This is a genomic window from Thioalkalivibrio sp. AKL6, from assembly GCF_000376905.1.
Lineage (GTDB): Bacteria > Pseudomonadota > Gammaproteobacteria > Ectothiorhodospirales > Ectothiorhodospiraceae > Thioalkalivibrio > Thioalkalivibrio versutus.
This window is the reverse complement of sequence record NZ_AQXS01000011.1, coordinates 142,779-159,862: the sequence shown is the minus strand read 5'-3', so window position 1 is coordinate 159,862 and position 17,084 is coordinate 142,779. Positions and strand designations below refer to the sequence as shown.

The 17,084-nt window shown below is 67.2% G+C and carries 18 protein-coding genes; 13 read left to right on the top strand and 5 right to left on the bottom strand.

Translation table 11 applies throughout. From position 1 onward, the window contains the following. Positions 1 to 186: 186 nt before the first annotated feature. A complete protein-coding gene (locus tag D575_RS0111480; protein WP_018146060.1) occupies positions 187 to 462 on the top strand; it encodes a cation:proton antiporter in 276 nt (91 codons plus the stop codon). Continuing rightward, positions 455 to 853: a monovalent cation/H(+) antiporter subunit G gene (gene mnhG / locus D575_RS0111475; RefSeq protein ID WP_018146059.1), complete on the top strand. Its 399-nt coding sequence runs from the start codon at positions 455 to 457 to the stop codon at positions 851 to 853. The genes D575_RS0111480 and mnhG overlap by 8 nt, the downstream gene beginning before the upstream one ends. Positions 854 to 992: 139 nt before the next feature. Here the strand turns inward: mnhG and D575_RS0111470 are convergent, their stop codons facing one another. Further along, on the bottom strand, positions 993 to 1,442 hold the full coding sequence (locus D575_RS0111470; RefSeq protein WP_018146058.1) for a hypothetical protein: 450 nt from the start codon (positions 1,440 to 1,442) through the stop codon (positions 993 to 995). A 252-nt stretch (positions 1,443 to 1,694) separates the two neighbouring features. Between D575_RS0111470 and D575_RS0111465 the strand changes: the two genes are divergently transcribed. Genes D575_RS0111465 through D575_RS0111455 form a run of 3 tightly spaced genes read left to right on the top strand, consistent with a single transcriptional unit; the run spans position 1,695 to position 4,493 of the window. After that, positions 1,695 to 2,378 carry a metalloregulator ArsR/SmtB family transcription factor gene (locus tag D575_RS0111465; protein WP_018146057.1) on the top strand — a complete coding sequence of 228 codons (684 nt, stop codon included), beginning with the start codon at positions 1,695 to 1,697 and terminating at the stop codon, positions 2,376 to 2,378. A gap of 38 nt (positions 2,379 to 2,416) precedes the next feature. Further along, entirely contained in the window at positions 2,417 to 3,151 is a 735-nt protein-coding gene (locus tag D575_RS0111460) for an MBL fold metallo-hydrolase (RefSeq protein ID WP_018146056.1), read from the top strand. Positions 3,152 to 3,173: 22 nt separating this feature from the next. Beyond that, positions 3,174 to 4,493 carry an MFS transporter gene (locus D575_RS0111455; protein WP_018146055.1) on the top strand — a complete coding sequence of 440 codons (1,320 nt, stop codon included), beginning with the start codon at positions 3,174 to 3,176 and terminating at the stop codon, positions 4,491 to 4,493. A gap of 29 nt (positions 4,494 to 4,522) precedes the next feature. On the opposite strand, the gene D575_RS0111450 is transcribed toward D575_RS0111455, so the two are convergent. Further along, complete coding sequence (locus D575_RS0111450; RefSeq protein ID WP_018146054.1) at positions 4,523 to 4,981, bottom strand: DUF6231 family protein; 459 nt, start codon at positions 4,979 to 4,981, stop codon at positions 4,523 to 4,525. A 105-nt stretch (positions 4,982 to 5,086) separates the two neighbouring features. Here D575_RS0111450 and D575_RS0111445 point away from each other — a divergent pair, with 105 nt between their 5' ends. The 5 genes from D575_RS0111445 (at position 5,087) to D575_RS0111425 (ending at position 10,587) form a co-directional block, all read left to right on the top strand. Beyond that, positions 5,087 to 5,569: a Crp/Fnr family transcriptional regulator gene (locus D575_RS0111445; RefSeq protein WP_018146053.1), complete on the top strand. Its 483-nt coding sequence runs from the start codon at positions 5,087 to 5,089 to the stop codon at positions 5,567 to 5,569. Between the two features lie 24 nt (positions 5,570 to 5,593). Next, a complete protein-coding gene (locus D575_RS0111440) occupies positions 5,594 to 6,385 on the top strand; it encodes a YdcF family protein (protein WP_018146052.1) in 792 nt (263 codons plus the stop codon). Continuing rightward, positions 6,385 to 8,463, top strand: a complete 2,079-nt coding sequence (locus tag D575_RS0111435) for a hypothetical protein (RefSeq protein WP_018146051.1) — start codon at positions 6,385 to 6,387, stop codon at positions 8,461 to 8,463. The genes D575_RS0111440 and D575_RS0111435 overlap by 1 nt, the downstream gene beginning before the upstream one ends. A gap of 88 nt (positions 8,464 to 8,551) precedes the next feature. Further along, on the top strand, positions 8,552 to 9,181 hold the full coding sequence (locus D575_RS0111430; RefSeq protein ID WP_038032281.1) for a YdbL family protein: 630 nt from the start codon (positions 8,552 to 8,554) through the stop codon (positions 9,179 to 9,181). Positions 9,182 to 9,219: 38 nt separating this feature from the next. Then, the gene (locus D575_RS0111425; protein WP_018146049.1) at positions 9,220 to 10,587 is read left to right on the top strand and encodes a YihY/virulence factor BrkB family protein; all 1,368 of its coding nucleotides are present in this window, start codon (positions 9,220 to 9,222) and stop codon (positions 10,585 to 10,587) included. Positions 10,588 to 10,606: 19 nt separating this feature from the next. On the opposite strand, the gene D575_RS0111420 is transcribed toward D575_RS0111425, so the two are convergent. Further along, entirely contained in the window at positions 10,607 to 11,038 is a 432-nt protein-coding gene (locus D575_RS0111420) for an SRPBCC family protein (RefSeq protein ID WP_018146048.1), read from the bottom strand. A 157-nt stretch (positions 11,039 to 11,195) separates the two neighbouring features. On the opposite strand from D575_RS0111420, the gene D575_RS0111415 reads away from it, so the two are divergent. From D575_RS0111415 to D575_RS0111405, 3 genes are read left to right on the top strand one after another with little or no spacing between them, the layout of a single operon-like run. Continuing rightward, the gene (locus D575_RS0111415; protein WP_018146047.1) at positions 11,196 to 11,654 is read left to right on the top strand and encodes a hypothetical protein; all 459 of its coding nucleotides are present in this window, start codon (positions 11,196 to 11,198) and stop codon (positions 11,652 to 11,654) included. A 54-nt stretch (positions 11,655 to 11,708) separates the two neighbouring features. Further along, positions 11,709 to 12,836 (top strand): efflux RND transporter periplasmic adaptor subunit, encoded by a 1,128-nt coding sequence (locus D575_RS0111410; protein WP_018146046.1) that lies wholly within the window; start codon positions 11,709 to 11,711, stop codon positions 12,834 to 12,836. After that, complete coding sequence (locus tag D575_RS0111405; protein WP_018146045.1) at positions 12,833 to 16,000, top strand: efflux RND transporter permease subunit; 3,168 nt, start codon at positions 12,833 to 12,835, stop codon at positions 15,998 to 16,000. The genes D575_RS0111410 and D575_RS0111405 overlap by 4 nt, the downstream gene beginning before the upstream one ends. On the opposite strand, the gene D575_RS0111400 is transcribed toward D575_RS0111405, so the two are convergent. Next, positions 15,978 to 16,403: a DUF1841 family protein gene (locus D575_RS0111400; protein WP_018146044.1), complete on the bottom strand. Its 426-nt coding sequence runs from the start codon at positions 16,401 to 16,403 to the stop codon at positions 15,978 to 15,980. The genes D575_RS0111405 and D575_RS0111400 overlap by 23 nt on opposite strands. Before the next feature lie 29 nt (positions 16,404 to 16,432). Next, positions 16,433 to 17,080 (bottom strand): endonuclease III, encoded by a 648-nt coding sequence (nth, locus tag D575_RS0111395; protein ID WP_018146043.1) that lies wholly within the window; start codon positions 17,078 to 17,080, stop codon positions 16,433 to 16,435. Between the last annotated feature and the right edge of the window lie 4 nt (positions 17,081 to 17,084).

Genomic DNA, 17,084 nt, shown 5'->3' with positions numbered 1-17,084 from the left:
CGCAACGCCGAGTCGCGCCAGCACAGTGGCTCCCGAAGGGCCGTCGCACAAGCGCCGTGGTCCGCGTTCCGCTCGCTTGAATGGGCGAAGGCCAGTCCTGCGCTTGCGCGCCTTGCCCACAACGCTTGTGCGACGGCTGAGCGTTACCTTATTAACCGCATGGCCCACTAGGCGCGGGGAGGTCCGATGTTCGATATCGCTATTATTGCTTCCAATGCGTTGCTGAGCCTGGCCCTGGTGCTGGGGTTCTGGCGGCTGTACCTGGGGCCGACGCTGCCGGATCGCGTGGTGGCACTGGAGTTGATTGCGTCGCTGACCATCGGTTTCATCGCGGTCTACGTGATCTCCAGTGGCCGCACCCCGTTCATCGACGTGGCCATGGTGCTGGCGTTGACCGCGTTCCTGGCCGCAGTGGGCTTTGCCCGTTACCTGGAGAAAGGGGGGCACCGGGACGATGACTGAGTTCTTGACGGGGTTGTTTCTGGTCGTCGGGGCCGCGTTCATGGTGGTCGCGGCGCTGGGTCTGGTGCGCATGCCCGACCTGCCGATGCGCCTGCATGCCACCACCAAGGCCGGTGTGCTGGGGGCGGGTCTGATGATGGTCGGCGTGGCGGTTTACTTTGGCGACGGCGGGGTCACCACCCGCGCGGTGGCGGTGATTGGCTTCCTGCTGCTCACCGCACCGGTGGCCGCGCACGCGATCGGGCGCGCCGGCTACTTTGTCGGGGTGCCGCTGTGGGAGCACAGCAAGACCGACGAGCTGAAGGGCCGCTACGACGAGAAGAATCACACCCTGGCCTCGCCCCCGGAGATGCAGGACGCGAAGCAGGACGACGACGTCCCGCGCGCGTGAGCCCGCCGGCGCTCGTGCGCGGATAGCCGATCATCCGGGTAGGGGACATGACGGCGCGCCAGACACGAAAAAGCCGGGGCGCAAGGCCCCGGCCATGGGTACGGTCGTCGGAGAGACGATCGTGCCTGAATAGCGGCCCTCAGGCCGCGTGGGTTTCCTTCGCCTCGCGGGCGGCCCTCGCCTGTTCCGGATCGTAGGCTGCGCCGGACCAGAGCATCTCGTAGGCGATCTCCTCGTTTCCGTTCTCGCACAGTTCCAGTACCTGCTGGAACAGGGGCTGGAAGGTCTCGCTCTGGTGCGACGCTTCGTGTTCGTCGAAGCTATTCCAGAAGGTGATGATGAGGGCTTCCTTGTCCTTCATGGGGCTCTCGACCGCCTGGCCGATGGTGGAGCCTTCATTGGAGACGGAGCCGGAGTTCAGCGCGACAAAGCCGCCGACGAAGCCGGTATCCGAGTGATAGGTCTTTACGTTCTCGCACAGGACGGCCACACGTTCCTGCAGATCGTCGATGGTGTATTCCGGCTTGAGGATCACGCGGTTGATGGTGACGACACCGTCGGCCGGGAAGTTGTTGATCAGTTGGCTCATGACGTTCTCCTGTTGCAGGGGAAGTGTGCCCGAAGGCACGGGTTGCTCGTTAAGTTAGTAAGCAACTTCTAATTGAAGTTCCCGAGTAAACTACTCAGGAATAGGCGAGACCCCAAAATCACCCAGAAACCGGAGGGCCCGATCCAGCGCGCCCCTGGTGGTGGGAGGATTCCTCCGCGGCCAGATCCGGGTCATCACCGGACTTGCGTGCGATCCCTGGGTCATCTATCGTTCATTCCAATGAATATTGGAATGCACACTGTGTCCGGACGTGAACTCAAGGATCTGCTGTACGAACAGGTGGCCCGCATCGCGCGCGCCGCGGCCAGCCCGAAACGCCTGGAACTGATCGAGGTGCTGGTGCAGGGCGAAAAGAGCGTCGAGCAGCTGGCTGCGGATGCAGAGCTCAGCGTGAAGCTGACCAGTGCCCACCTGAAGGAGCTGCGCCAGGCGCGGCTGGTCGCGGCCCGGCGCGAAGGGCGCCATATGTTCTATCGCCTGGTGGATCAGCATGTCGCGGATTTCTGGGTAATGCTGCGCACCCTGGCGGAGGAGCGCCTGCTCGAATTGCAGGCCGCGACCCGCGAGATGGCCGAGGGCCCTGGCGAGCTGGCCCCGATGGCGGGCCCCGAACTGCTGGAACAGGCGCGTCGGGGCGATCTCATCGTTCTCGATGTCCGTCCCGGCATGGAATACGCGAACGCCCATCTGCCGTATGCCCGATCCATCCCGATCAGCGAGCTACGCAATCGGCTCGGCGAGCTGCCGACCGACCGACCGGTGGTGGCTTATTGCCGCGGTCCCTACTGCCTGATGGCCAGCGAGGCTGTAGAGATCCTGGCCGCGCACGGGTTCCAGGCGACCCGCTTCGAGGATGGCGTCGCCGAATGGCGCTATCAGGGTCTGCCCATTACCCAGGAATCGGAATCCAACTAACCCAGGGAGAGACCGGAAATCGGTCCAGGAGGCACGTCATGTTTTTCCATCAGCTGCCCACGCGGGAATCGTCGTTGTCCTATCTGTTCGGCTGTGGATCGCTAGGGAAGGCGATTGCCGTGGATGTGGTGGACGGCGATCAGGACTGGTTTCTGGAGCGGGCCCGCGAGGCGGGTGTCGCGATCACCCACGTGATCGATACGCATATCCATGCCGACCACTATTCCGGCGGCCGTGATCTGGCAAGGCGTGCCGGAGCCGAGTACTGCCTGCACGCGTCGGATCGCTCGGTGGTCGAGTTCGACTTCCACGCGCTGGAGGATGGCGAGCGGATCGCCGCCGGGAATGTCGAGGTCAAGGTGATCCATACTCCGGGCCATACCGAGGACAGCGTGTGCCTGCTGGTTACCGACAAGCGTCGCGGCGATCAGCCCTGGTTCGTGATGACCGGCGATACACTTTTCATCGGAAGCATTGGGCGCCCTGATCTGGCGGGGCGCGAGCGGGAGATGGCCGGGCGCATGTTCGACAGCCTCCAGCAACGCCTGCTGGGTCTGCCGGACGAGCTGGAGATCTACCCGGGCCATTATGCCGGGAGCGTCTGTGGCGCAGGCCTGTCCGGCAAGCCCTCGTCCACCCTGGGCTTCGAAAAGCGCTTCAACCCGGGCCTAGGGATCCGCGATCGCGAGGCGTTCGTCGATTTCCTGACCCAGGACATCCCGCCGCGTCCTTCGGGGATGGATGCCTACGTTGCCGCGAACATCGCGGCCTGATCGGAAACAAGAGGGACTCGCCATGACGGACCATCACAAGGCCGCGGAGGCCTATGCCCACCTGACGCACGGGATCCGGGAGAACCTCGGGCAGTTCGGTCAGCAGCTGATCCAGGTTTTCTTCGTCGGCCTGACGATCGGGATGATGCGCACGGTCGTGCCGGCCCTGGCGGAGAGCGAGTTCGGGGTGGCCGAGGGCTCGTTCATGCTGCTGACCGCGTTTGTGGTCGCCTTTGGCGTGGTGAAGGGGGCGCTCAATTTTGTTGCCGGTCGCCTGTCCGAACGGCTGGGCCGCAAGACCGTCCTGATGCTGGGCTGGGTGGCGGCGATCCCGATCCCGTTCATGATTCTCTACGCGCCGTCCTGGAGCTGGATCGTGGCCGCGACCGTGCTGCTGGGCGTGAACCAGGGCCTGGCCTGGTCGATGACCCAGACGGCCAAGATGGACATCACCCGTGCCGATGAACGCGGTTTCACCATGGGGATGAACGAGTTCTCCGGCTATGTCGGGGTCGCGGTGGCGGGGATCGTGACGGGCTACATGGCTGCAGCGTTCGGTCCGCGCATGGGGCTGTTGATTTTTGGCCTGGTGGTCATCGCGCTGGCGATCGTGTTGACCGCGCTGTTTGTGCGCGAGACGCTTGACTGGGCGAAGGCCGAGGGTGCGCGGCATGCCGCGGGGCAGTCCACAGGGCCCATCCCGCGGTACTCGAAGAATATCTCCGATACGCCCAGCACCTGGGAGGTGTTCACGCTGATGTCCTGGCGCGACCGGCGCATGGCCGCGTTCAGTCAGGCGGGGCTGGTCGAGAAGTTCGTGGATGCGCTGGTGTGGGTGTTCTATCCGGTGTTCCTCTACCAGCAGGGGCTCAGTCTCGCGGCGATCGGCTGGGTGGTCGGGATCTACGGGTTTGTCTGGGGCGGATCGCAGTTCCTCACCGGCCGTCTGTCGGACCATATTGGGCGCCGGCAGCCGATTATCTGGGGCATGTGGATCTGCGGCGGCGGGGTGGCCCTGACGCTGCTGGGCGAGGGCGTGCTGTGGTGGTCGTTCGCGGCGGCGGTGACCGGTCTCGGCATGGCGCTGCTGTATCCCAACCTGAGCGCGGCAGTGGCGGATATCGCGCACCCGAACTGGCGCGGTTCGGCGATCGGGACCTACCGCTTCTGGCGGGATCTTGGCTACGGAGTGGGGGCCTTCGGGTTGGGCATCGTGGCCCATATTGGCGGGTCGGTGGTCTGGGGCTTCTGGTTTGTGGTGATCGCGATGTTTGCCTCCGGCGCCGTGGTCTGGTGGTGGGGCGAGGAGACGCATCCGCGCCTGAACCCCGGCGACGATTAGGCGTATGGCGGCTCGTCCGCCGGGCGCCGCTACCAGCGGCGCTTGTCCCACATCTCCGGGTTGGCCCAGAAACGGGCGTTCAGCCAGTCGGGGGTGAGCTTGTAGTCGTACAGGCTGGTGCGATAGACCGTGTGATCCGGCGCGGCCGCCTCGGCCTCCGGGTCGTGGCGGAAACCGAGGGCGAGGAAATCGTTCAGGCCCCAGCGTTCGTCGTCCCGGCGGTGCAGGATCAGCACCTCGTCGGCCCAGCGGTCGCGCAGCCCGCCCAGGAGTTGCTGGCCCGTCGTGACGTCCAGTGCGCTCAGCGTATCCGGCAGCAGGACCAGCGGCACGCGCGGCCCGGGCGGGTGCTCGAGAAATGCCGCGACGCTCTCCTGCTCCACGCCCGGAGGGCTTTCCTGGCTATCCGTGTTGGCCACGAGCAGGACGGTCCGGCCTTCGCGCAGGCGCCGCGGCAGGTGGCGGCGCAGGGCATCGATGTCGATCAAGCGGTACCTCCCCGGTGGTCTTGGTCGCCCCGTCCCGGGGTCGCGTTCGTTATACTCTAATGTACTCCCACTTCTACTGCGGACCCGTCAGAAGGAAGCCTCTCCATGTCCAAGGAACTGCTGACCGAATTCCTCTCCAAACACCCGATCTCGGCGTCGCTGACGCCGGCCGAGGTCGAGATCCTTCTCGAATACCTGGAGGTGCTGGAAACCCATCACAAGCAGGTGATCGCCGATATTGGCGAGGTCGGGGAGTCGTTGTTCTTCGTCGTCAGCGGGACCGCCGCGCTGTACCACGACGACGGTAACCAGGAGATCGAGGTCGGGCGCATGCAAACCGGCGAGCTGGCCGGGTCCATGTCGTTCTTTGACCGCGTGCCCCGCGGCGTGCGCATGCGCGCCCTGAGCGACAATACCCGCCTGCTGCGTCTTTCGCGCTCCATGTATGACCGCCTGCGCGTCGAGCAGCCGTACATCGCGGTGAACCTGCTGGAGTTCGCCATCATCAGCCTGGATCACCTGATCCGCCGGGTCTCCGAGGACGTGGCGACGTACGCCCACTACCTCTATTCCCCGGGCAAGAAGTAGGGCGGATCGCAGGCGGAGAGCGCCGTGCTCGCGTCCCTGCAGACGGTTGCCGAATACCTGTTGCTGCCCCCGGGGCTTGGGATCGCGCTGACCCTGGTCGGGGTCGCCTTCTGGCGCGCCGACTGGCGCGGGGGGCGGCCTTTATTGGCGATCGGTCTGCTGGCGCTGGTGCTGCCAAGCCTGAATGTTGTTGCCCAGCCGCTGGCGCACGCCATCGAGCGCGATCTGCGCGATGCCGTGGTGGCGGTGGGGCGAGCCGATGCCATCGTGGTGCTGGGCGGCGGACGCTGGCCCGGACGCGGCGAGGACGGCGGCCGCGATGCCCTGAATCCCCAGACCCACGAGCGTCTGCGCCATGCCGCCCGGCTGCACCGCGATACCGGGCTGCCGCTGCTGGTCTCGGGCGGGCGTCCGGGTGCGTTGCCCGGGCGGCGCTCCGAGGCCGAGCTGATGGCGGCCACCCTGCAAACCGATCTGGGTGTGCCGGTGCGCTGGCTGGAAAGCACCTCGCGCAACACCTGCGAGAACGCCACGCACACCCGCCAGCGCCTGCAGCAAAGCGACGTGCAACGGGTGCTGGTGGTAACCCAGGCCCTGCACATGCCGCGTGCCCTGGCCTGCTTCGAACGTGCCGGCCTGGCGGCTGACCCGGCACCGACCGGCTTTCGCGGCCCCACGGGCGATCCACGGCGGGTCGAGGACTTCCTGCCGACCCTCGAGGCCTTGGAGACGTCGCGCTTCGCGATGCGCGAATGGCTGGCCCGCCTGGCGCGGCCGCTACGCGACCGTCTGCCGGACCGGGGCGACCCGGCCTGATGCTCGCGCTGCGCCGTGCACCGGGCTTGTATGGCGCGGCGGCCGGGCTGATGCTCTTTCTGCTGGCGGGTGTGGCCGTGGCCGCGGATGCGGAGGTGGAGTTCGATGGCGGCATCCAGCTGGATCTGCGGATCGAATCCCTGTTGCGCGACGATCTTGACGCGCATGGCCTGAGCACCCGTGTGCAATGGACGCGCGAAGGCCTGTCCCTGGCGATCCGCGCGGATCGCGTCGAACTCCCCGAGCCCATCGGAACCCTGCAAGACCTGCGTGTGGAATGCAGTGATCTGCAGGTAAGTCGTGCCGAGGTCCGCTGCGATACGGCGCGACTCTGGGGTGATGCCGGGGATCTGCACCTGCGGGGTGCCCCGGTAGGCCTGTATTGGGGGCGCGAGACGGGCGCGCTTGCGCTGGCGGGTGCGTGGCCCGGTTGGTTCGGGGCGCAGGGCGATTTCCACGTGCGGCTGGATCCCGCCCGCGGCTGGGATGTGCGGGCCGATTTCGCGGGGATCAACCTGGCGGCCCTGGCCGGTTCGGCGCGCCTGCCAATGGAGTTGCCCGTGCATCTGGGGCAGGGCACGGCGGATCTCGCGCTGCACTGGCGTGAACGCAGGCGTTCCGAGGTCACCCTGACGGTGCATGATCTCGCATTCAGCGACGATCTGGGCCTGCAGGCTGGGGAAGAACTGGACGGTCGGCTGCGCCTCGCGGGTGATGCCGACGGCTGGGATGTTGATCTGGCACTGACAGCGGGTGTGGTGTTCGTCGATCCCTGGTTTGTCGATCTGGATGCCGAGGGTCCGCTGACCCTGGACGCCCGCGGGGTGGTGGTGGACGGCGAGAGCCGAGCGGTGCGAGCGGAGTCGCTGTCACTGGATTATGGCGAGGCGGCCTCGCTGCAGGGACAGGGCCTCGCCTTCGCGCCCGAACGTGGTCTGGATGGCCAGTTCCGGGGTGAGGTCGGGGCACTTGGCGTGATCTACGAGACCGTGCTGTCGCCGTGGCTGGTGGGGACAGCCCTGGGCGAACTGGATGCCGCAGGGCGTATGACCGGCGAGGTCGAGATGCAGGCCTCCGAGCCGCACTACGCCCGGCTCGAATGGTCCGGGGTCGAGGCCCAGGACCGGCGTGGGCGTTTTGGTGTGAGCGGTGCGCAGGGCGAGCTGGACTGGTCCGCCACCGTGCCGGGTGGCCCCGGCCGCATCGGCTTTGATGCGGCCCATCTGTACGGCCTGCCGTTCGACGGGTTTTCCGCCCGGGTGCGTGCGCGGCCACAGGGGCTGGAATTGCTGGAGGCGACCGAGATCCCGATCCTCGATGGGGGCCTGCGGGTCAGGGCCTTCAGCGTGCAGCAGACCGAGACCGGGCCGGACGTGCAGTTCCAGGGGGGGATTCGGGCGATCAATCTGGAGTTGCTGACCGACGTGTTGGGCTGGCCTCGCTTCTCCGGTCAGGTGGCCGGGATGATCCCGCGGGTGCGCCTGGAGGACGGTGATCTGAACGTGGATGGGCGGCTGCTGGTGCAGGTATTCGATGGCGAGGTGGTGTTGCGCGATGTCTATATTCACGATCTGTTCGGGTACGCACCGGAACTCGGGCTGTCCACGCAGATCCAGCGCCTGGACCTGGAACTGGTCACGCGGGCCTTCGATATCGGCCGGATCCAGGGACGGCTGTCGGGGCACGTGAACGACCTGGTGATGGTGGACTGGTCGCCGGTGCACATGGACCTGGAGCTGATGACACCAATGGACGATCCGGGACGGCGGCGCATCAGCCAGCGGGCGGTGGAGAACATCACCGAGCTGGGTGGCGGCCTGCAGGCGGCGGCCTCGTCGATCTTCCTGCGCGTTTTCGAGAACTTCAGCTATCGCCGCCTGGGCTTTCGCTGCGAACTGCGCGGGGACGTGTGCACGGCCTCCGGGGTGGCAGACCGCCCGGACGGCGGGTTCGTGCTGGTACAGGGCGGTGGCCTGCCGCAGATCGAGGTGATCGGCTACAACCGCCGGGTGGACTGGCCGGAACTGATCGACCGCCTGGCGACGATTCAGGGCGGCGAGGGGCCGGTCGTGCAATGAGTCAGCCGCGGTGTTTGGTTACGGTTCAGGATGATGGTGTAGATTGGGCACATGCGGGGTTCACCCGCCCGAACAAGGGATGACAGGCATGAAGGCTTTGTGGAGTGTTCCGGGACTGGCTCTGATGTTCGCGCTGCTCGCGGGCTGCGTGACCATCAATATCTACTTCCCCACCGCAGCGGCGGAGGAGGCGGCGCGCGCCATCGTGCGGGATGCGCTGCAGGTGCCCGAGGCCGAGCCGGCACCGGAGTCCGAGTCCGGTGTGCAGCTGCCGCCGTCGGAGCCGCGCCACACGGGCACGGCGAACGCCGCGCCGGTGCTCGTGTGGGTGCTGGAACGCCTGGTGAGCCCGGCCGCCGCGCAGAGCCCGGACCTGCAGATCGAGACCCCGGCCATTAACCGCATCCGGGCCTCGCTGCGCGAGCGGGGGCCGCAGCTGGCACCGCATTTCCGCAGCGGTGCGATCGGTTTCGGTAACAATGCGGATGTGGTGATCCGCGATCTCTCCGAGGTTCCGCTGCGCGATCGCAGCACCGTGCAGCGACTGATCAGCGAGGAGAACTCGGATCGCGATTCGCTCTACCGCGAGATCGCCCGGGCCAATGACCGTCCGGACTGGGAACGCCAGATCCGCGAGACCTTTGCCCGCGTCTGGGTGGAAGAGGCCCCCTCGGGTTACTGGTACCAGGACGGCAACGGCCAGTGGCAGCAGAAGTAACGGCGCGTGAGGGAACCCCCCATCCACGGGAGTGATGCGTGGCCGGCATAGCCTGGGCCGAACGCCTGGATGCCCGGCGCCGCCAGTTGACCGAGCTGGTCAATGACACGGATCTTTCGGCGTTGCCGCGCTGGAAGGCCGTTCCGCTCGGGATGGTACGCGGTGTCTTCGCGCTGGTGCGCGAGGTCTCCGAGGGGCAGCTGACGCTGCGCGCGATGAGCCTGGTGTTCACTACCCTGTTGTCGATGGTGCCGCTGCTGGCGCTGTCATTCTCGGTGCTCAAGGCCTTTGGTGCCCACAACGCGGTGGAGCCATTCTTGCTGGGCGTGCTCGAGCCCCTGGGCGAGCAGGGGGTGGAGATTGCCCACAATGTACTCGAGTTTGTCGACAATATGCGCGTGGGCGTGCTCGGGTTCGTGGGTCTGCTGTTCCTGGTCTACACGGTCATCGCACTGGTGCAGAAGATCGAGCTGGCCTTCAACGCCATCTGGCGGGTGGAGAACAACCGCAGCCTGGCCCAGCGCTTCTCCAACTACCTGTCGGTGATCCTGATCGGTCCAGTCCTGGTGGTATCCGCCCTGGGGGTGACCGCCACCGTGATGTCATCGGCGGCGATGCAGACGGTCGCCGGGATCGGGCCCGTCGGCATGCTGATCACCGAGATCTCGCGGCTGGTGCCCTATCTCCTGATCATCGCCGCCTTTGCCTTTATCTATGTGTTTGTGCCGAACACCCGGGTGAAGGTGATCCCGGCGCTGCTCGGGGCCGTGGTGGCCGGGTTGCTGTGGCAGAGCGTTGGCTGGGTGTTCGCCAATATGGTGGCGGGTTCGACCCGCTATGCGGCGATCTACTCCAGCTTCGCGATCATGATCATGCTGCTGATCTGGCTCTATCTCGCCTGGCTGATCCTGCTGATCGGGGCGAACGTCGCCTTCTTCGTGCAGCACCCGGAATACATGAACGTGCGCGGTATCCGCCTGCGCTTGTCCGGCGCGGGGCGCGAGCGCATGGGCCTGCACCTGATGCAGCAGGTCGGACAGCGCTTCCATGACGGGCATCCGGCGCCGACGCTGGACGAGGTCGCCGCGGCGCTGGCCGTCCCGGGCAATGCCCTGGGAGGCTCCGCGCGCCGGCTGGAGGAGGCCGGGCTGTTGCTGAAGGCGGGCGAGGACGGCCAGCAGCTGGTCCCGGCGCGGGATCTCGACGCCATCCGTGTGGACGAGATCCTGGAGGCCCTGCGCGCGGACACCGACGACCGCGCGATCCGCCGCTTGCGTGGCAGTGCGGCGGTGGAGCGGACCCTGAAGGACGTCGATGTGGCGCGACGGGAGCGTCTGGATGGACGCACCCTGCGCGATCTATTGAACGAGGCTGCCGGCGATTCCGGGGCGGTGGAAACCGCCTGACGGCTCGCCTGCAGGGCCGTCAGGCGCGTGGCGCCTCGGCATCCAGGCGCTGCTGGGCGCGGGCCATCAGCTGCCCCGATACGCGCTCCACCAGCGACTGGGCCACGCGTCGCACGGCGGCATCCAGGATCGGATTCAGCTTGTACTCCAGTTCGAAGTCCACCCGCGTATGGCCCTCGCCATCAGGGGTCAGCCGGTAACTGCCGCGATTGTGAATCCCGCGGATGGAGCGCCAGGCGAAGTGTTCGGGGGCGATGGCGCTGCAGACTTCGACGTCGAAGCCCATGCGCATGCCGGCGGCGCGAATGGTCCAGCGGTAGCAGTCATCGCCCAGCCGTTCGATATGTTCCACGTGGTCGCACAGGTCCACGAAATTGGGGACGTGGCTCAGGAGCTCGAAGACCCGATCCGGCTCGGCGCGCAGGGAGGTGGAGTGGCTGATCGTTCGCATGGCGGATTCGTCTTCGCTGGCGGCTCTTTGGACTAAGAGCCTGGCGCGGGTTCGGGGTTCCACGCAAGCGTGGGTCGGATCGGTTTCCACCGGCTTGTCGCATCCGGGGTGGGGGCCTACGATGTTCGCTTACGCTGGCGACCCCCGGATGCCTTTGATGTCCACCGCGCAACAATGTCCCGAACTCGACTTCCTGCAACGATTCGAGGCCGGTTCCACCGGCATCCTGTACTGGGAGCAGCTGGATCAGCTGTGGGAGCGTCTGCGCGAGCGCGCGGACGCCGGATGGTATGTCTATGCGGTGGGCGACGACGTCCCGGATCAGCCGGTGCCGGAGGAGACCTTCCGGCGTTTCGTGGACGAAGTCGACGCCCTCTTGCGGCGTGATCACGACGAGGATTACTGCGGGATCGTGTACGTCGATGACCGCGAGCATCCGGAGTTCGTGAAGATCTTCGATCCCAACAACCTCGGCTCCAGCTGTGGCTCCTCCGGGCTCCGGGTCCTGCCGGGCTGGGTCGTGTCGCGGGTGCCGCCGGTGGATCTCGAGGTCGCGGTGCCCCCCACCGGCAGTCGCCGGCGCTGGTGGCAGCGGCTGTTCGGTGGTGCACAGTGAGACCGGGGGCCGGGTTGCTGGTGCGGTTCGTCCGGGCGCGGCTGGAAGCGTAGCGTGAGCGGGTCTGTCTGGCAGCGCCTGCGCGCCCAGTCCCGGTTGTTCATCGCCCTGGGCATTCTGGTGCTCGTGGTGGTCTGGATTGTCTCCGGGATGCTCGGGCGCGAGACGGAGGAGGCGCCGCGGGCAAGCGATCCCCAGCCCATGGCGGTGGCGGTAACGGAGCTCACGGCCGACCCGGTAGAGCGTTTGCTGGTGCTGCAAGGGCGGGTGGAACCGGATCTGCGCGTGATGGTTCGCGCGGAGACCGAAGGCCAAGTCGCGGAATGGGCCGTGGCCCGAGGCGCGCGGGTGGCTGTGGGGGATGAACTCGCGAACCTGCGCATGGATGATCGCGAGGCGCGGCGGCGCCAGGCAATCGCCCGGTTGCGCGGGGCGGAGAGCGAATACGAGGCGGCCCAGCGCCTGCACGACCAGGGGCATGTCTCGCGTACCCAGCTGGAGGCCCGCGAGGCGGAGCGCGAGGCCGCGCGGGCCGGGCTCGAGGCAGTCGAGCTGGATATCCGCAACACGCGGATTGTTGCACCCGTCGCGGGGATCGTGAATCAGCGCCTGGCGGATCGTGGTGACTTCGTCAGTCGCGGCGACCCGGTGGCGGAGGTGGTCGACAACGACCCGCTCCTGGCGGTGGTGCATGTACCCCAGCATCAGATCGGGCGGGTCGAGCCGGGCCAGTCGGCGCGGATCCGTTTCCTTGATCGACGGCGTGCCGAGGGCGAAGTACGGTTCGTTTCGCGCGTGGCCGAACCGGGCACGCAGACCTTTCGCGTCGAGATCGCGGTACCGAACCCGGACGAGGCCCTGCCGTCGGGTATCAGTGCCGGCGTCGAGATCCCGACCGCCGTGGTGCAGGCGCACAAGCTGTCCCCGGCCTGGATGGGGCTGGATGACGCCGGGCGTGTGGGGGTGAAGACGGTCGACGCGGCGGATCGAGTGGTGTTCCACGCCGTAGAGGTGATCCGGGCCGCGGCCGATGGCGTCTGGGTGACCGGCCTGCCCGAAACGGCACGGGTGATCACCATCGGCCACGGTTTCGTGACCGATGGCGAGCGGGTGCGCCCGCAAGCGGCGCAGGCGGACCCGGGGGCGGCGGTGCCGGAATCGGTGGACGGGGCGGCGCCGTGAGGTCCCTGATCGCCTGGGCGGTGGCACATGCCCGGACGGTACTGCTTTTTCTTCTGTTGATCCTGGTGCTGGGGGCGACCGCCTACCACATCGTGCCCAAGGAGGCGGCACCGGAGATCGATGTGCCGATCTTCTTTGTCTCGGTGCCGTATCCCGGGGTCAGTCCGGAAGACGCCGAGCGCTTGATGCTGCGGCCGCTGGAGCGCGAGCTGCAGGCACTGCCCGGGGTGGACGAGATGCAGTCCTGGGCGGGCGAGGGCTTTGCCCTGGTGCGTCTGGACTTCGAGCCGGGCTGGGACAACCGCCAGGCGCTGTCGGACCTGCGCGAGGAGGTCGACCAGGTGCGCCCCGAACTGCCGGCGGGTGCGGAGGAGCCGAGCGTCTCCGAGGTCGATCTGTCGCTGTTTCCGGTGCTGACGCTGAATCTCTCCGGGCCGCTGGACGAGCGGGCGCTGGTGCGCCTGGCGCGCGAGCTGCGCGACCGGGTCGAGGCGATCCCCGGGGTGCTGGAGGCGGATGTCGGCGGGGATCGCGAGGAGCAGATGGAGGTCCTGGTCGATCCGCTGGTGCTGGAGACCTATGAGTTGTCCTTCAGCGAACTGACCCGCGCGATCGAGCGCAACAACCGGCTGGTGGCGGCCGGCGCGCTGGACACCGGGGCCGGACGTATTCCGCTGCGCGTGCCGGGCACCATTGATGATGTCGACGACGTGCTGGACACCGCGATCCGTGTGGAGGGCGATGCGGTGGTGCGGGTGCGCGATGTCGCGGAGGTGCGTCAGACCTACCGCGACCCCGAGGGCTTCACCCGCATCGATGGTCAGCCTTCGGTGTCCCTGGAAATCCGCAAGGCGTCGGAGGCCAATATCCTCGAGGTGGTCGCGGCCGCCCGCGCGACCATCGAGGCTGCCCGCGCCGACTGGCCGGAAGCCGTGGAGGTGACCTATCTGCAGGACATGGCGCGGGATGTAGGTGACCTGCTGGGGGACCTGGAGAACAGCGTGATCACCGCGATGCTGATCGTGGCGCTGGTGATCCTGGCGATGATGGGGGCGCGCGCGGCGCTGCTGGTGGGAATGGCGATTCCCGGGGCCTTCCTCGGCGGCATCCTGGTGATCTACCTGATGGGTTTCACACTGAACGTGGTGGTGCTGTTCGGCCTGATCCTGGTCGTGGGCATGCTGGTGGACGGTGCCGTGGTGGTCGTGGAGCTGGCGGATCGCTATGTGGCCGAGGGCATGGCCCGGGCGGATGCGTTCCGCGCGGCTGCCCAGCGCATGGCCTGGCCCATCACCACGGCCATTGGGACCACGCTGGCGGTGTTCGCGCCCATGCTGCTGTGGCCCGGCATGGTCGGCGAGTTCATCGTCTACCTGCCGGCCACCGTGATCGTGACCCTGATCGCCTCGCTGGCGATGGCACTGGTCTTTATCCCGGCACTGGGTGCCGTGATCGGGCAGAGCCGGCCGATCAACGCCGCGCAGACGCGCTACGTGCGCGCGGCAGAGGAGGGACGCTACGACGAACTGCAGGGGATTACGCGTGCCTATATCCACCTGCTGCAATCCCTGGTGCGGCATCCCGGCTGGACGCTGGCGGGGACGGTCGCGGTGGTCGTGGTGGCCTACGCGCTGTATGCCACGCAGGGCCGGGGTGTGGAGTTTTTCCCGCAGGTCGAGCCCGATTTCGTGCAGGTCCAGGTGCAGGCACGCGGCGATCTCTCGGTATGGGAGGCGGATGCCCTGGTCCGCCAGGTGGAGGGCACTCTGCACGGCGTACCCGAGATCCGCCACGTCTACGCGCGCACCATCGGGACCCAGCTGGGCCGTCTGCAGGGCGACTATGCCGAGGACGTGATCGGGGTGATCCAGCTGGAACTGATTGGCTGGCGGCAGCGGCCACCGGCGGAGTCGATCATCGAAGATCTCCGCCGGCGGACCGCGGACCTGCCGGGGATTCGCCTGCAGTTCCGCGCCCAGGAACGTGGACCGAGCGAGGGTCGTCCGATCGTGCTCGAGGCCGCCAGCGCCGACCCCGAGCGGATTGCACCCGTGATCCGTCAGCTGCGCGCCGAAATGGACGCCCTCGGCGGGTTCGTGGACGTGACCGACGACCTGCCCTTGCCCGGGGTGGAGCTGGAGGTGCGCTTTGACCGTGAACAGGCGGCTCGCTTCGGGGTTGATGTCCCGTTGCTGGGCGAGGGCGTGCAACTGGTCACCAGCGGGATCTTGCTGGGAACCTACCGCCCGGACTACAGCGACGAGGAGGTTGATATCCGCTTGCGCTTGCCGGCCGCGCAGCGCCATCTTCAGCAGCTGGCGGGCCTGAACCTGCCGGGGGCCACCGGGCTGGTGCCGCTGGCCCATTTCGCCGAGTTGGTGCCGGTGCCGGCGACCGGCCTGATCAAGCGCCGCGATGGCCAGCGTGCGTACACCCTGGAGGCGGATGCGGGCCCCGGCTATCTGGTAGACGAGCGCCAGCGTGCGCTCGAAGGCCGGATGGCCGACATGGAGCTGGACGCCGAGGTGCAGCTGCGCTTTCGCGGTCAGGCGGAGGAGCAGGCCGAGGCCACGAACTTCCTGCTGGGGGCGTTCGGGCTGTCGCTGTTCCTGATGCTCGCGATGATGGTGACCCAGTTCAATCGCTTCTCCCAGGCCTTTCTGGTGCTCTCGGCCATCGTGTTTTCCACCGCCGGGGTGCTGCTGGCGCTGCTCTTGCGCGGGGAGCCCTTCGGTATCGTGATGAGCGGGATCGGCGTGCTGGCGTTGGCGGGGATCGTGGTGAACAACAACATCGTGCTGATCGATACCTACAACGAGCAGCGCAGGCTTGGGCTGGATGCGATGGAGGCGGTCCTGCGCGCGGCCGCGCAGCGGATGCGGCCGGTGCTGTTGACGGCGATCACGACCATCCTCGGCCTGTTGCCGATGGTGCTGGCGTGGACGGTGGACTTTGCCGGCCGGGACTTCTACGTGGGTGCGCCGGTCACCGGGTTCTGGGTCCAGCTGGCGACGGCCATCGCCGGAGGGCTGTTGTTTGCGACTCCGCTGACCCTGCTGTTTACGCCCGCCATGCTGGTATTGCTGGACCGTTGGGGTGTGGACCGACGGCCGGTATCGGTGGGCGGGTCGGGTTCCGCGGTCAGCGGCTCGCCAGGCGCTTGATGCACTCGAGGTAGGCATTCTCGTCCGGCGCGGCGTTGCTGCGCTGGGCTTCCCACAGGATCTGGCCCAGGCATTCCATCATCCGGTGCTCGGCATCCATGACGCCAAAGCGGGCGCACAGCCCCTGGTGCAGCTGGCGGGTGCCGGCTGGGCGGTCGGTGCGCGCCTGGTCGCGCAGGCTCAGGTGCATCGCCATGTGCAGGAACGGGTTGGAGGTGCCGAGCTCGGGCGGGAATTCGCCGGTCAGCGCGGTCTCGCGGTCTTTCAGGTAGTCGTGGTACTCGGGGTGTTCCGAGATCACGTCCACCAGTTGCTGCTCCAGATCGGTCAGGGCCTCGCCGGCCTGCGCCTTCTGCCAGGCGTCGACGAACTGGGTGCGGATCTGGTCGCGGTTGCCGTACATGGGAGGTTCCTTGAAGGGGGTAGGTTCGTTCAGGCGCCGACAGGGGGAGGTGTCTTTGCCTTGTATTCGCACAGGTCCGCGATCGGGCAGTGCCAGCACTCCGGCTTGCGCGCCTTGCAGACGTAGCGCCCGTGCAGGATCAGCCAGTGGTGGGCGTCCTGCAAGTAGGTCTTCGGGGTCAGGCGCATCAGGCGCTTCTCCACCTCCAGCACGGTCTTTCCGGGGGCCAGGCCGGTGCGGTTGGCGACCCGGAAGATGTGGGTGTCCACCGCGATGGTGGGGACGCCGAAGGCCGTGTTGAGGATGACGTTCGCGGTCTTGCGCCCGACGCCGGGCAGGGCCTCCAGCGATTCGCGGTCACGGGGGACCTCGCCGCCGTGGCGCTCGACCAGCATGCGGCAGGTCTTCATTACGTTCTCGGCCTTGGCGTTATACAGGCCGATGGTCTTGATGTGTTCCTTGAGGCCGTCGAGGCCCAGCTCGAGGATCGCCTCGGGGGTGTTCGCCACCGGGTAGAGGCGGCGCGTGGCCTTGTTGACGCCGACATCCGTGGCCTGGGCGGACAGGATGACCGCGATCAGCAGTTCAAACGGGGTGGCGTAGTCGAGCTCGGTCGTCGGCGCGGGGTTCGCCGCCTTCAGGCGCTCGAAGATGGCTTCACGCTTCGCGGCATTCATGGAT